This window comes from Pseudomonas turukhanskensis, assembly GCF_027922365.1.
Lineage (GTDB): Bacteria > Pseudomonadota > Gammaproteobacteria > Pseudomonadales > Pseudomonadaceae > Aquipseudomonas > Aquipseudomonas turukhanskensis.
The window spans coordinates 23,578-37,188 of sequence record NZ_BSFN01000030.1; the positions used below are offsets into that span (position 1 = coordinate 23,578).

General features: G+C 58.6%; 13 protein-coding genes and 6 pseudogenes. 10 read left to right on the forward strand and 9 right to left on the reverse strand.

The window, feature by feature from the left end; all coding sequences use genetic code 11:
- The first annotated feature begins 1 nt into the window (after position 1).
- Together PKE98_RS25305 and PKE98_RS25310 are read left to right on the forward strand one after the other, a co-directional pair.
- Positions 2-337 carry a hypothetical protein gene (locus PKE98_RS25305; RefSeq protein ID WP_271198231.1) on the forward strand — a complete coding sequence of 112 codons (336 nt, stop codon included), beginning with the start codon at positions 2-4 and terminating at the stop codon, positions 335-337.
- 12 nt (positions 338-349) lie between these two features.
- A complete protein-coding gene (locus tag PKE98_RS25310) occupies positions 350-1,870 on the forward strand; it encodes a conjugal transfer protein TraG N-terminal domain-containing protein (RefSeq protein ID WP_271198233.1) in 1,521 nt (506 codons plus the stop codon).
- 13 nt (positions 1,871-1,883) lie between these two features.
- Here PKE98_RS25310 and PKE98_RS25315 read toward each other — a convergent pair whose 3' ends face one another.
- The 3 genes from PKE98_RS25315 to PKE98_RS25325 all read right to left on the reverse strand — a co-directional run bounded on the left by PKE98_RS25315 (position 1,884) and on the right by PKE98_RS25325 (position 3,381).
- Entirely contained in the window at positions 1,884-2,261 is a 378-nt protein-coding gene (locus PKE98_RS25315) for a DUF3742 family protein (RefSeq protein ID WP_271198234.1), read from the reverse strand.
- A 347-nt stretch (positions 2,262-2,608) separates the two neighbouring features.
- Positions 2,609-3,064, reverse strand: coding sequence for a type II toxin-antitoxin system YhaV family toxin (locus PKE98_RS25320; protein ID WP_271198235.1), 456 nt, complete (start codon positions 3,062-3,064; stop codon positions 2,609-2,611).
- On the reverse strand, positions 3,064-3,381 hold the full coding sequence (locus PKE98_RS25325; RefSeq protein WP_271198237.1) for a type II toxin-antitoxin system PrlF family antitoxin: 318 nt from the start codon (positions 3,379-3,381) through the stop codon (positions 3,064-3,066). The genes PKE98_RS25320 and PKE98_RS25325 overlap by 1 nt, the downstream gene beginning before the upstream one ends.
- Positions 3,382-3,693: 312 nt before the next feature.
- Between PKE98_RS25325 and mobH the strand changes: the two genes are divergently transcribed.
- From mobH to PKE98_RS27285, 3 genes and pseudogenes are all read left to right on the forward strand, one after another.
- Complete coding sequence (mobH, locus tag PKE98_RS25330) at positions 3,694-5,526, forward strand: MobH family relaxase (RefSeq protein WP_271198238.1); 1,833 nt, start codon at positions 3,694-3,696, stop codon at positions 5,524-5,526.
- 338 nt (positions 5,527-5,864) lie between these two features.
- A pseudogene (gene istA / locus PKE98_RS25335) lies at positions 5,865-6,716 on the forward strand (IS21 family transposase); the annotation flags it as partial.
- 121 nt (positions 6,717-6,837) lie between these two features.
- Positions 6,838-7,299: a hypothetical protein gene (locus tag PKE98_RS27285; RefSeq protein ID WP_373877919.1), complete on the forward strand. Its 462-nt coding sequence runs from the start codon at positions 6,838-6,840 to the stop codon at positions 7,297-7,299.
- On the opposite strand, the gene PKE98_RS27365 is transcribed toward PKE98_RS27285, so the two are convergent.
- Entirely contained in the window at positions 7,292-7,456 is a 165-nt protein-coding gene (locus PKE98_RS27365; protein ID WP_507763571.1) for a hypothetical protein, read from the reverse strand. The two genes, PKE98_RS27285 and PKE98_RS27365, sit on opposite strands and share 8 nt — an antisense overlap.
- A 37-nt stretch (positions 7,457-7,493) precedes the next feature.
- Positions 7,494-7,979, reverse strand: a pseudogene (locus PKE98_RS26960) (hypothetical protein).
- Between the two features lie 510 nt (positions 7,980-8,489).
- On the opposite strand from PKE98_RS26960, the pseudogene PKE98_RS25350 reads away from it, so the two are divergent.
- A pseudogene (locus PKE98_RS25350) lies at positions 8,490-9,109 on the forward strand (IS110 family RNA-guided transposase); the annotation flags it as partial.
- Between the two features lie 321 nt (positions 9,110-9,430).
- Here PKE98_RS25350 and PKE98_RS25355 read toward each other — a convergent pair.
- A pseudogene (locus tag PKE98_RS25355) lies at positions 9,431-9,556 on the reverse strand (transposase); the annotation flags it as partial.
- Positions 9,557-9,570: 14 nt separating this feature from the next.
- The gene (locus PKE98_RS25360) at positions 9,571-10,233 is read right to left on the reverse strand and encodes a TetR/AcrR family transcriptional regulator (RefSeq protein ID WP_271198240.1); all 663 of its coding nucleotides are present in this window, start codon (positions 10,231-10,233) and stop codon (positions 9,571-9,573) included.
- A gap of 218 nt (positions 10,234-10,451) precedes the next feature.
- On the opposite strand from PKE98_RS25360, the gene PKE98_RS25365 reads away from it, so the two are divergent.
- From PKE98_RS25365 to PKE98_RS25375, 3 genes are read left to right on the forward strand one after another with little or no spacing between them, the layout of a single operon-like run.
- Positions 10,452-10,928, forward strand: coding sequence for a PaaI family thioesterase (locus PKE98_RS25365; protein WP_271198241.1), 477 nt, complete (start codon positions 10,452-10,454; stop codon positions 10,926-10,928).
- Positions 10,929-10,933: 5 nt separating this feature from the next.
- Positions 10,934-11,407, forward strand: a complete 474-nt coding sequence (locus PKE98_RS25370) for a PaaI family thioesterase (protein ID WP_169885559.1) — start codon at positions 10,934-10,936, stop codon at positions 11,405-11,407.
- Positions 11,404-12,306 carry an alpha/beta fold hydrolase gene (locus PKE98_RS25375; protein WP_271198242.1) on the forward strand — a complete coding sequence of 301 codons (903 nt, stop codon included), beginning with the start codon at positions 11,404-11,406 and terminating at the stop codon, positions 12,304-12,306. The genes PKE98_RS25370 and PKE98_RS25375 overlap by 4 nt, the downstream gene beginning before the upstream one ends.
- A gap of 234 nt (positions 12,307-12,540) precedes the next feature.
- On the opposite strand, the pseudogene tnpC reads toward PKE98_RS25375, so the two are convergent.
- Both tnpC and PKE98_RS25385 read right to left on the reverse strand, forming a co-directional pair.
- Positions 12,541-12,888: pseudogene (gene tnpC, locus PKE98_RS25380) on the reverse strand (Tn3 family transposase post-transcriptional regulator TnpC); the annotation flags it as partial.
- A pseudogene (locus tag PKE98_RS25385) lies at positions 12,885-13,073 on the reverse strand (hypothetical protein); the annotation flags it as partial. The pseudogenes PKE98_RS25385 and tnpC, both read right to left, overlap by 4 nt.
- A gap of 60 nt (positions 13,074-13,133) precedes the next feature.
- Between PKE98_RS25385 and PKE98_RS25390 the strand changes: the two are divergent.
- Positions 13,134-13,514 carry a hypothetical protein gene (locus tag PKE98_RS25390; protein WP_271198243.1) on the forward strand — a complete coding sequence of 127 codons (381 nt, stop codon included), beginning with the start codon at positions 13,134-13,136 and terminating at the stop codon, positions 13,512-13,514.
- Positions 13,515-13,611 lie beyond the last annotated feature (97 nt).

Consider the following 13,611-nt stretch of genomic DNA (forward strand, 5'->3'; position numbering starts at 1 on the left):
CATGAGTGCGGGGCGATCGCAGCACTGGCTGCGGCGCGTGGCCCTGGTGCTGCTGTGGGCCATCCTGCTGCTGATGGCGACGGTCGCCGCCAATGTAGTCGGCATCCACCTGGCCGGCAGCATCGAGGGCTGGCAGCAGTGGCTGGCGGCGCACACCGGCCACTTCCTCGTCTGGCGGCTGTGGCTCTATGCCGGCACCGCCTGGGGCTGGATTTGGATGCGCCGCCGTGTGCTGGCACGCGAGCCGGAAACCGGCAAGCGCCTGCTAAGGGCCGAAATTGCCGCCATCGTCGCGGTGGCGGCACTGGAAATCGGCCCGTTCGTACAGGCCGGATGACTGGAGATGACGATGACCCTCTACACCACCGACTACCTGGAGTATTACCTGACGCTCGTCTCCTGGATCGTCCACAACGGCATCTGGGCGGTTCTCGTTGCCAGCGGCGTATTCGCCATTCCGTTTCTGGCGATCATCCTTCAGGAATGGCTCAAGGCCCGCGCCGAAGGTGCCGACGAAGGCAACAAAGGTGCGCTGTCGGCCGTGCGCATCGAGAACCGCATCTTCGTCGCCATCGTGGTCATCCTATTCGCCGGCATCCCGTTCATCGACGTGGATTTCAACACGCTCCGGTTCGATCGCACCCGCTCGGTTCAATGCCAGGTGAGCGTCCCGGAGCCTGCGCAGACGGGCTGGTCGCAATCCTTCAGCACACTCAACAACCAGTCGGCCAAGGTGCCGGTGTGGTGGTTCTTCATGCACGCGATTTCGCGCGCCGTGACCGGCGCCTCGGTGGCGGCTATTCCCTGCGGCACCGACCTGCGGCAGATCCGCATGGAGGTCGATGCCACACGCATCGACGATCCGGTGCTGGCCCAGGAGGTTAGCGATTTCACCCACGACTGCTACGGGCCGGCACGTGCCAGGCTCTTCATGAATCGCCCGGACCTGAACGAGGAGCAGATGTACGACGTGACCTGGATCGGCTCACGCTTCTTCCTCGACACGCCGGGCTACTACGACACCTACCGCGCGAAGACGCCACGCGAGGGCTGGCCTTACGACAGTGGCCGCGACGCTGGGCTGGCCGAGGTGCCCAGCGGTGCGGGTTATCCGACCTGCAACCAATGGTGGTCCGACGGCACGAATGGACTGCGTGCGCGCCTGCTCGGCCAGGTCGACCCCAGCCTGCTGACGCGAATCGGCGGCTGGGCCGGTTTCCTGCCACAGGATCAGGTCAACGATTCGGTGGTCCGCGCCATCGCATCGCCCCGACAGCAGAAACGCAACCAGGGTGCGATCTATAGCGACTACGGCGGACAGATCGAAATGACCGTCCCCAACGTCGCCACCCGTGCCGCCAGTGACGTCGGGCTGGCCATTGGCTCCCTCGCCTATTTTCCCGCGATGGACGCGATGCGCCAGGCTCTGCCGATGGTGCTGGCCCTGCTCAAGATGGCACTGGTGATCTGCATCCCGCTCGTGCTGGTGATCGGCACCTACGATCTCAAGACCGTAGTCACGATCAGCGTCGTGCAGTTTGCATTGTTTTTCGTCGACTTCTGGTTCCAGCTCGCGCGCTGGATCGACTCGACGATCCTCGACGCACTCTACGGATGGGGTTGGGGCTGGAGTCGCCCACATACGAACTTCGATCCGCTGATCGGCCTAAACAATGCCTTCGGCGACATGATCGTCAGTTTTGTGATGGCGATGATGTTCTTAGTCCTACCAGCTTTCTGGATGACTGCTCTAACCTGGGCAGGAATTCGTGCGGGCAGTATCGCCAACAGCTTTTCAGAAGGGGGCAAAGGTGCTGCCAATGCTGGCGGAAAAGGGACGACTGCAGCTACAAACGCAATGAAATCGTGAGTGAGACAGACCCTCAGTCGTCCTTGTACATCTCGTGCGAAGTGTCGTTATAGAGGTTGGGATCATACCCAGGGGTTTGCCTGAGTTTGCTGAGCTCATCCTGCACTATGAGCGCATCTTCACTGTCACTATCTAGAGCTCCGTGCTGCACCGCCCAGGCCGCAGCCACTGCAAACACAAGCAACAGTGCCAGCCAAAACGCGACGTATAGCAGCACGCCGAGCACCACCAGTTTGATGATCCAGAGCAAAGCGGTGGCCCCCACCGCTGGTATGCCGTGCTCTACAAGCCAGCCATTTGCCTTCCGCTCCTGACGCACATATCCCCGCCACATCCGGCCCAACATTTGGCCCAGGCGCTCCGCGAATGAAGTCTGTGCAGAGGATTTCATGGTGGCTACCTCATGGTTGTCCTGTCGTGTTCTCTCAATGTTTGTTCCATCGTACGCCTGATTGAATCCTGTGATGTTTTTCTAACCAGATACGAATTGCCATGCAATAACTAATCAGCGCCTGCGCACAAGGTTCTGTATCAGCGCTGCATCCTTGCCGCTACTGCCGCGTCGATTTCAGCAATGCCTTCCGCGGGCGGCGCGTTAGCAAAGCCTTCTGCGATTCGGTCGCTCAGTGCATCGAAACGATCGTGCATGCGGCGAATGCGGCCGAAAGAGCGGCATCGATTTCGTAGACCATCACCGTCCTCCAATCGTTCATCCTGCTATAGGGCGACCTCGCGTTGCTATGATGCGCGCCAATCCGCCTGGCTCGCGGCTACCAGCGCCGCCCAATCGTCAGGCGGATTGCCTCGTCCGAGCATCTTCTCGAACACGGCATAGGGGTCGGATTTACTGCCCGCCGACCTCAAGGTCTGTTCGTCGTTGACCCAGGCGAACACGATGGCCTTCGCCTTGGAGTCGTAGCGAAAGAACAGACGGAATCGCCGCCCGATCTTTGCGCGCCGCCAATGGCGGTATGCCGACCCCAAGGTGTTGCCCTGGCGGAACTCGTCGCGTGAGGGATCGCTCGGCACGACTTCCATGATCAACTGGCTCAACGCCCGAAACAACTTGACGTTGGCGTTGCCCTCAAAGCCTTGCGGGTCGTTCTGTTCAGCCCGCTCCGCGGCCACCTGCAGCTTGCGCAACTGCTCGATCACGCCCTCGTGGAACAGCAGGGTCCAGCCATGCCGCTGCATCAGAGCGCCACTTCGCCTTCGATGTCCTCATCGAGGTTCACCGCGTGGCCTGCATTCGCCAACAGGGACAGGGCAAGATCATTCGGCAAGGACTGGACATGTCGGCCGGCCCGGATGTCCGCCTCAAGCAGGCCAAGGAAGGCTCCGATCGCCGGGTCTTCGTGCTCGGCGTCCGCTCGGGACACGATGACTTCGCCTCCGCGCAGATCGAAGGCCACCTTTGCGCCGGTGTCCACCCCCAGCGCCTGCCGGATGGGCTTGGGCAGTGTAATCTGGCCCTTGGAGGTCAGCGTGGCGACTTCATGGATCTCAGGCATCGTAGCTCTCCCGATAGCAATGCCTACATGGTAAGGATGTTTCCTTACCTCGTCAATCTGGCTGAGCATGGCACCCCCATCTGCTCGAAAAGGAAGGTGCCATTCTAGATTCGGCACAGGTCGCCTTCCCGCCTCAATCCGACTTGAGCCAAGCCGCATTGGTTGTGGTTCGGCAGGATCCGCTGCCCTATACCCCAAGGCTTCCGTAAAGGCCAAAGGGTTGGGAAGGGGCAAGGGAATGGGGTCAAGGGCAAAGGCCCTACCCGAAAAGGCCAAAAGGCTCCCCTGAGCAGCCCGTCATCGGGGTTCGCCATGCTCTCGCTGCTCCAGCGCAAACGGGTATCACCAACCACCGGCGCACGGTCCACTCCAGCCATAAAGCCCCCCAAAGGGCTGACTCGGCCGGAGTCGGCCGCCGCCCTGCTGGCCACGCCCCGCCGGCAACGCTTGCTGGAACACATCTGGCAACGCACCTCACTCTCGCGCAAGCAGTTCGCCTCGCTGTACCTTGCACCGCTGGAGCGCTACGCCGAACTGGTCCAGCAGTTACCCGCCTCCGAAAGCCACCACCACGCCTACCCTGGTGGGATGCTGGACCACGGCCTGGAAATCGTCGCCTACGCGCTCAAGCTGCGGCAGTCGTATCTGCTGCCCACCGGCACCACCCCCGAGGACCAAGTCGTACAGGCGGAAGCCTGGACCGCCGCCATAGCCTACGCTGCGCTGCTGCATGACATCGGCAAGGTCGCCGTCGACCTGCATGTCGAGTACGCCGACGGCAGCCATTGGCACCCCTGGCACGGCGCACTAGCACGCCCCTACCGCTTCCGCTACCGTCAGGATCGCGAGTACCGCCTGCACAGCGCAGCAACCGGCCTGCTGTACCGGCAGGTGCTCGACTGCGAAATTCTCGACTGGCTCAGCCGCTATCCCCCGCTCTGGTCCGCGCTGCTGTACGTCCTGGCCGGCCAGTACGAACACGCCGGCGTTCTCGGCGAGCTGGTGACTCAGGCCGACCGTGCTTCGGTGGCCCAGGCTCTGGGCGGCGATCCAGCACGCGCCATGGCGGCACCGAAGCACGCCCTGCAACGCAAGCTGCTCGATGGCCTGCGCTACCTGCTCAAGGAAGAACTGAAACTCAACCAGCCCCAGGCGTCGGATGGCTGGTTGACCCAGGACGCGCTCTGGCTGGTCAGCAAAACGGTTTCGGACAAGCTGCGCGCCCACCTGCTGGCCCAGGGCATCGACGGCATCCCCGCGAACAACACTGCCGTGTTCAACGTGCTGCAGGACCACGGCATGCTCCAACCCACGCCGGATGGCAAGGCGATCTGGCGGGCAACCGTCACGAGCGCAGCCGGCTGGTCGCACACCTTCACCCTGCTGCGGCTGGCCCCGGCCCTGATCTGGGAGGGGGATGATCGGCCGGAGCCGTTCGCCGGCACCGTGGCGGTGGAGCTGGAGCCCAAAGATAGCACCTCCGCACCAGCAACCGAGACCGGCGACCTCTCGCCCACCACTGCCGCATCTACTCCGCCCGCAGCCCCCGCAGCCCCCGCTGCCGATAGCGTCGATACCCTGCTGGTATTGCTCGGTACCCTCGATACCGAACCGACCGAGCAGGAGCCAGCAATTGAACCGTCACGAGCAACCGGCGTCGATGAGCCGTCTGCACCGTCCCACGGGACCGACCCAACGCCGCCGCCCACCCCAGCGCTCCCGTCCTCCTCGAACAACGAAATCACGCGGGAACCACCTTCCGGCGAACACTTCATGGCCTGGCTGCGGCAGCGCGTCCAGAGCCGAAAGCTCATCATCAATGACGCCAAGGCCCTGGTGCATACCGTGGCCGACACGGCGTTCCTGGTCAGCCCTGGTGTATTCCAGCGCTACGCACAAGAGCACCCACAAACGGCCGTGCTCGCCAAGCAGGACCAAGTCGCCGACTGGCAGTGGGTGCAGAAGCGTTTCGAGAAGCTGCAACAACACCGCAAGCAGAGCAACGGCCTGAACATCTGGACGTGCGAGGTGACGGGGCCGCGCAAGTCACGGCGATTACATGGTTACCTACTATCAGATCCGCAACACCTATTTGCGGAGATGCCTCTCGCCAACCCCTACCTACAACTGTCTTGTAATCAATAGGCCCCGGGGTCGCCCTGATTGGGCGATACTGGAACCATATAAATCAAATGGTTACGTGAAGTCGTAGCTTTTTTGTGGCCGAAGATCAGCTTAGGGTAGGTATTTTCCACCTCATACATTCTCGGCGAGAAAAATCGCGCCAGCTGGCATACCGTTCATCTGAAAATACTCACAATCCAAACCACCTCGTGGCGGATTTTATTTATGTCCCAAAATGCCCAGATGTTGCCGCTGACCGAAAACTGACCCAGTAGAGGCTGTTCTGCCGACTGAAAACTGACCCAGGTGTTCAACTGCTTCTGCTCAGTTTTTGAGCAGGAGAACACAGGGTGATCAGTATGGAAATTATGGGCAAAATTCGCCGGATGTATTTTCGCGACAAACTGTCGTTGCATGAGATAGCCAAGCGCACCGGGTTGGCGTGCAACACCATTCGCAAGTGGGTCAGAGCGCCGGAAGCCAAGCAGCCGGTGTACCTGCGCAGGGCCATTTTCAACAAGCTGAGTCCGTTTCACGCCACGCTGGAGCAGGCGCTTAAAGCCGACTCGTTGCGTCCCAAACAGCAGCGCCGGAGTGCCAAGGCGCTGTTGGCGCAAATCAAAGCCGAGGGTTACGACGGTAGCTACAGTCAGCTCACCGCGTTTCTCCGTGCCTGGCGCGGGGAACAGGGCAAGGCGTTGCACGCCTTTGTGCCGCTGACCTTTGCCCTTGGCGAGGCGTTTCAGTTTGACTGGAGCGAAGAGGGCCTGTTGATCGGCGGCATTTACCGGCGCATGCAGGTGGCGCACCTGAAGCTGTGCGCCAGCCGAGCGTTCTGGCTGGTGGCTTATCCGAGCCAGGGCCACGAGATGTTGTTCGACGCGCATACGCGCTCGTTCAGCGCCTTGGGCGGGGTGCCGCGCCGGGGCATTTACGACAACATGAAAACGGCCGTCGACAAGGTCAACAAGGGCAAAGGCCGGACGGTGAACGCACGCTTTGCGGTGATGTGTGCGCACTACCTGTTCGATCCGGACTTCTGCAACGTCGCCGCGGGCTGGGAAAAGGGCATCGTCGAAAAGAACGTGCAAGACAGCCGGCGCCGCATCTGGCTGGACGCTCAGGACGGCCAATTCCATTCCTTCGAAGAACTCAATGCCTGGTTGGGCCAGCGCTGCCGCGCACTCTGGAGCGAGCTGTCGCACCCGCAATAGGGGTCGTGCCGAGATAAGGGGAAAATTCATTCATTTTGTCTGTAAGTGACTGTTCTTAATGATTAAAATTTCATCCTGCCGGCTACGTCAGGCCTGAACCACTTCCGTCTTCTGCTGAATGCTCAATTACGTGATGATGGTTGTACAGAATTCCATATATGAAGAAAAAATTGTCAATTCACCCATGCGTAAAGATTTTCTTGGCCGAGTTAAGAAAATCTGTAGCAATGAAGCGATTCTAAAGGTTTGGTTTGGATGGCGCCCCCCTTCTCGGCCGCCGCTGGAGCTACTGACCATGGAGCACATCGTTACTCAACCGTCTGAAACCGCCATAGACATCGCTTGTGATGTCTGCAGCCAGAGCACTCGCGTGGAAGGCTATGACCAACAGCTTGTAACCCTTCAGGCCCACTGGGGGTATGGTTCTAAACATGATGGTGAGCATTATGAGGTTTGTCTGTGCGAACTCTGCTTCTTCAGAACCCTGAGCCATCTCCGCCGCGATCGCATGGTCAACACCATGTTCGACGAGGAGCCTGATATCACGGAGGATGAGTTCGGTCTGGTGCGAATTAAGTAGGTCGTTCCGGAGTAGGCAAAGGCACTGGGGTGTTGGTATCAAGGCTCTGGGCCCAGGTCTCGGCCAATTCGTGATCAATCACCAAGCCCTCTCTCACGTCAGCCAATGCTTCACGTGTTAGATCAGCATATCTTCGTTCGTTATTCGTGTTGGCCATTTCGCTTCCGTTTTACAGTGTCTTGCTGCAATGCCTATTAGCCCACGGGCGCTGGCTCTGAATAGCCCGTTGTAACGCCCTGAGTGGCGGCGTAATGGCGGGTTTGGAAAGCCAGGACATCCTGCATCTGCTTGCTGACGTCTTCTTCCAGACCCCACTCATAGGCCAGCTTGTCGAGCTGGTAGCGAGAGACAAGCTGGGTCGCCCGCGGCGAGCGTTCGACCGGTTTCAGGCTCGACCAACTACTGACAAAGCCTTTCAGGCGCGCGGCTTTGTCCGCTGATACACAGGGAAATCGGCGCAGCAGGTCGACCAGATAGAGGGCGCGCAGCTTCTGCTCGGGCTAGCGCAGCTTGCCCTTGCCCGCCACTTCTCGCGGCAGTACGGGCACTAGGTCGCGCTCCTCGTACCAGAGCTGCTTGGCCAGCTCCACGAGAGAACCGGACGCAACTTGGCTGAGGCGCTGCTGGGTGACAGTTTCCAGGAGCGCGCCGAAGCTTTGTTTACGGTTCGGGCGCGGCATCTCGACCATCCTCCAGGTACTTAGCGGTGACCAGTTGCAGGCATCCTAGCATTGCGCTTCGGTTGCCCACGGCGTAATCGATGGCCTCAGTCGCCAGTGTAACAAACTGGCCGACATCGACACGGCCGCATTCGATGAGCTGTTCGATACCCGCAGCATCAACAGCTTGCTTTACAGCTCACCTGCCGAAATCGGCAACGCTACGGGCTTACCCTGTTCCGCATGGATTTCCGAACGGGTCGGACTCCTCGATTTCGCCGGCGGCACCACATCCACGAGGGGCTATCGGTAAGAGTCCCTGCCTGGCCGCGCACCTTTTGGTTCAAGCTTGTCAGCATCTTTGGCTTGGCTATTATGACGACGTTTATATGAGGTTCACGTGTGTTAGCCGTACCCGCTCATCCCTAGCCCCTCTCCGCCTTGATGCTGGCAGATTCAGTCTTGCCTCGCGGTTCGACCTACCGAAATATCGGCGGTTACATTGTCCCCAGAGCTTCAGACCCGGCTGTTAATCGCACGCGAATCATCAACCAGGTGCACGGTTTTCTGCTGGAGTTCGGCATCATTTTTCCCGTTGGACATGCTGCTCTGGAGCAGGTGCATGCGTTAATAGAGCGCTATGAGCTGCCGATTCGACTGCGTAATGCGGTTGAGCGAATGCTGCTCGATATTCAACGCCTGGAGATATCAAGGCGATCGATGTCGAGATCAAACAGCAGTTGTCTGAGGACCCCGCCGGCATACGCTTGTTGAGCATCCCCGGCATCGGCCCTCTCACCGCTAGCGCGCTGGTGGCCGACGTCGGTGACGCTTCGACTTACAAAAGCTCACGCGACTTTGCCGCGTCACTCGGGTTGGTGCCTCGACAGTATTCAACCGGTGGCAAGACGAGCTTGCTTGGCATCAGCAAGCGCGGCGATAAGTATCTGCGCTGCCTGCTGGTGCAAGGCGCTCACGCACTGATGATACGAATCGACAAGCGTGACGATTCACTCGGGGCTTGGGTAAGAAATCTTTTGGCTCGCAAGCCCCCGAACAAAGTCGCCTGTGCGCTGGCCAACAAAATGGCAAGAGTCGTCTGGGCAGTATTAGCCCGAGGCGGCAGCTACAACGTGAAACAGATGGCTTGACCTAACCGACTTACCACCGGCTTTTGCGACGACAGTGATGATGACGATAAACGGCAGACATCCCAACTGAAAACCTGAAGACCAAGATAGTTTTTTTAAAACTGATCCCTTTATCAAGGACAGTTGGGAGCGACTTCTCATCAAGGGCCGAGCGCTAATGAACGTGCTCACTATGAACCCGGATACATTAGCGCAAGCATGCTTTACCGTTCATCAAACTGGGTTGCAGGAGGTGGGCTGACCATACATCTTGGTCTGGTGCATCTCTGGATCGCGCTTGCCGTCCTTGTTCTTGGTCGAACTCGGCGCATGGATCAGCGTGGCACCGACCATGTTTTCCTCGCCGTGCAGCAACTTGTCGACCTGGGTAACGTCTGCAACATTGGCTGCCGTGCTGACCACGCTGTGCACCAAGCCCGATTCGTCATCGACGCCAATGTGGCGGCGCTTGATCTCAGCGTCTAAAACCTTGGGCAACATTCATCCTGATTGATCACACCATCTATTGTAATTTTCCAGATAAAATCGCCAATGGCATCGAGTGTATAGGCACCCTTCGGATCAAACCACGTTGCAACCCAGTTGAGCGCCCCAAGGCCGATCAGCCGAAGTAGGCGCCCATCAACACCCTTCTGAATTACGCCCTGCTCAATCATCGTTTCTAGTATATCGGCCCAAAGGGACTCGTACTGATCCCGCAGTTCGATGATTTCCTCTCGCGCCTCTGGACCTAGCGCACGCCATTCAAATAGCAGTACGTAAACTGTGTCCGAATCAACCAATAAAGCACGCAGATGCGCGTTGATGCAGAGGCGCAGTCTCTCTACCGGTTCATCCGAACTGGTTAGCGCCATTTCGACCTCTGCTGTCACCAAGTCGACCCCCCGTCGCATCAGCTCGACAAGGAGTGCTTCTTTGGTGCTGTAACGGTAGTAAAGGCTCCCGGGTAGCATGTCACAGGCCTCGGCAATGTCTTTGAGAGACGTCTTCTCGAAGCCTTTCTCACGAAAAAGCCGGGCCGCATTGGACAAAACATGGCCCTGATTGTCCAACTTGCGTACAGGTGGAACCTGTCTGTGAGCCATGGTTTCAATATCTCCTCGGCAGGCCATTGCATTGTTCACCAGAGCGGCTGCCGCCAGACCCTTTGAGCCAATGGTACGCCATTACGCGAGTAGCCGCTATTTGCACCCAACGTGTTCTTGACTTTTGGTTGGTCAACCAACCAAAATCGAGTGATAACTTTGTCACCGTAGAAAAACGATAGGGCGATTACTATGATCAACAGCCTCTCTCAGTCACTGTCACACCTTCAGGATGGCAGCAAAGCTGCGCAGATCCGATGACTGAGTCAAACAGATTTCAGCATAGTGACGCCATAGAGGCGGCGTGGCAGTTCACCGAACAAGTGCCCCACGGCAGAGATCTGGGTATGAGGGTCGTCCGTGTGGAGGGCAACCAAGCTATTATAGGCCTCTCCCCACAGCCGTGGATGTTTGCGGACGACGACTGCGAAGAAATCTGTACCAGCATACTGTATTCGCTGGCGGACTCAGCCTGCGGGCTGGCGGTGTTCGCAGAGGCTCAGGAGTTGACCCCCATTGCCACGCTGGATTTGCGTATGGATTATCTGCGACCTGCCGCCGGCGACCGTGACCTGTTGGCGGTTGCCACTTGCCTGCATCTGACGGAAGAGATCGCGTTCATACATTGCGACATCCTATCCAATGGCGATAGTCAGCCGGTAGCAACAGGCAGTGGCACGTTCGTGCGCAACACCGATGGCCAACGCTTCCAAGCGGCTGCAGGAGAAAAGTAAGGAATATGACCACTATCGTCAATTCAGCGAAACCATACTCCGAGCTGACCCAAAGCAGTGACGAAAGTACTGTCTATCAGACCTTTTTGGCGCGCATTCCCTACGCTCGGCATCTTGGCCTTGATATCCCGAAAGACCCTGCCGGTATAGTGGTACGCCTGCCTTTTCATGAGGCTCTGATCGGTAATTTCATGCTGCCTGCACTTCATGGTGGGGTCCTGGGAGCGCTGATAGAGATCACCGCGCGCATTGCTGCGCAAAGCGAAGATGGTAAGGCACGTTGCCCACGCATTCTGGACAGCAACATTAACTACCTTCGCTCGGCGCAGGCAAAACACACGTTCGCCAGCGCCGAGATTATTCGCCAGGGTCGCCGCACCAGCTTAGTGCAGGTAACCTGCTGGCAGGACGAAAAGAGTCGACCGATTACTACCGGACGGGTTCAGTTGCTATTCGCAACAACGGATATTAACTCATGAAGGGTAAGCAGAGCATAGCCGAGCTCGACGGATTCCAGGCTCCGGACGGCCAGGAAATTGCACTGTGGCGCTGGCCTCAACGTCCGGAACGCCCCACTCTGCACTGGGCGCATGCGACGGGTTTCCACGGTCGCCTTTACAAGCCGTTGCTTGAGAACCTGGCCAGCTCTTTTAACGTTGTAGCCTGGGACATGCGAGGGCACGGGGCCAGTGCCGGTGCGGCAAAAGCTTCGATGTTACAAGGCTGGGAAATCTACTATCGAGACCTGACCGCTCTGCTGGAAAGCCTAGATGAACCGATCTGGCTTGCTGGCCATTCCATCGGAGCCACCACCAGCATCATGGCGGCTGCCCGACGACCAGACAAAGTGCGCGGTCTGATTCTTGCGGAGCCCGTAATCATGGATGCCTGGCAGGGCCGGATGCTGTGGTTGGCCAAGTGGCTACGCCAGTCACACCGCTTTGCGCTAGCTGCAGGCGCAGCACGCCGGCGCAACGTGTTCGACTCACACGCTATGGCCCTGAGCAATTACAGCGGCCGGGGTGGATTCAAAACCTGGCCCGAGACATGGCTCCAGGCCTATGTCGAGCATGCCTTCGTGCCACAGGGTGATCAGGTCCGTCTGGTCTGTTCGCCCGATTGGGAAAGCGCCACTTTCGCCCATACCGAACACAACCCTTGGCCTGGTGTTCGCGAGGTGAAGTGCCCGGTCATTGCGCTGACTGCAGAGAGTTCGTCAACCTTTTCGCCAGCAGCGCGCAAACGCCTACGCACCCTGCTGCCTTCAGCTGACGTGCGCGTCCTCTCCGGAACGACCCATTTCCTGCCGATGGAGCGACCGGATGCGGTTTGCGAAGCCGTTTTGCAGGCTTTGTCGCCCCAATGCCGCCCGGTTTAACCGTTTTTGTGTAACCATCTCGCTCGGTGCGGGATAAAAAGCCGTTTTTTGCCAACTTTATTGCGATCCTGCACCCCGCAGCTACGGGCATCTGAGGCCGTACAGTGTTCATCGACAAGGCGTTTGGTGCTCCTTTTCGTTCGGCCCTTCGTTCCTTTGGGGGCTACTATGACCTCTGCTGACTTCTCGCTCCGTGTTTCCACGTCGCCCTTTCAGGCATAAGGTATTCATGATTGGGGCCAGATTTACCAGAGGGGCGATCCCGGCCTGGGCTGAGCGTACCCATTCAGAGAGGGTTTCAAGATCCTGTTGTAGTGCCTCGGCTTCCGACCAGATGCAGGCATGCTCAGAAGGCACTGTCAACGCCGAGCTATCTACGATGGTGAGGGCCACTGCGTGAAGCGTCAGCAGCTCATCACGGACCGCCACAACTCCACCCAGTTCAGCCAGACAGGCATCCAGCCGGTCAACCAGTCGCAGAACCTGGGAGGTGTCGAAGCTGGCCCGTAACCTATCCAGTGCTATGGCATCCACCTCGCCGTAGGGCGTGACTTGAAAAGTAGCGGGTTGGATTTCGATCATGTTGCCTCCTCCGCACCGGCCTTGCCGGCGGTGTTGACTCGCAGGGAGCCTGCAGCCTGCTGGAACACCGAATCCTTAATCCAGGGTTCTGGTGGCCGGTTTAGCTTGAGGTTGAACTCGCCGAAACGCTTGACGTTGCTGGTCAGGTAGGGACTGAGGAAGGACACGTCCTCGTCGGTGAACTGGACAAGCGTGCGGTGGAGTTAGTGCCAATTTGGGCGCTCTTTGATCGGGGTGGCGACGTCATGAAGGTGCTGCCAGGACGTGAAAGAGAGTACACCACGATGAACAACCACGTGGAGGCGCTCTTGTGGAGCATGTTCGAATCCGCCTTTCCATCGTTGACCACTTTTCAACTGGCATTCGACCGGCTGGAAGTATTGTTCGCCTTGACCTACGCGGTCCCGTGTGTGCAAAAGCATGAGCGGTACTGGACCTTGCCTGGGGCATACGGATGGCGCACGGACAATCGGGTGCGCATTTTCTCCGAGCTTCGTAAGGAACTCGAAACGCTTGGGGATAGATCTCCGTGCGTTGTGTCAGGTTTGATAGGCACTACGGCGGAGCTGGGGCTGGAAAACTTAAGCCAGCTTGAGCAGTTTGTGCCGGAGTTTCGTTGGCGGTAAATCAGTTCTTAGGTGTTCCTGTAAGGAAAAGAAAGCGACCCCAGAAGGGGCCGCCAAGTCCAACAACGCTCAATGAACCAACTGCCGTGCCAGTGCT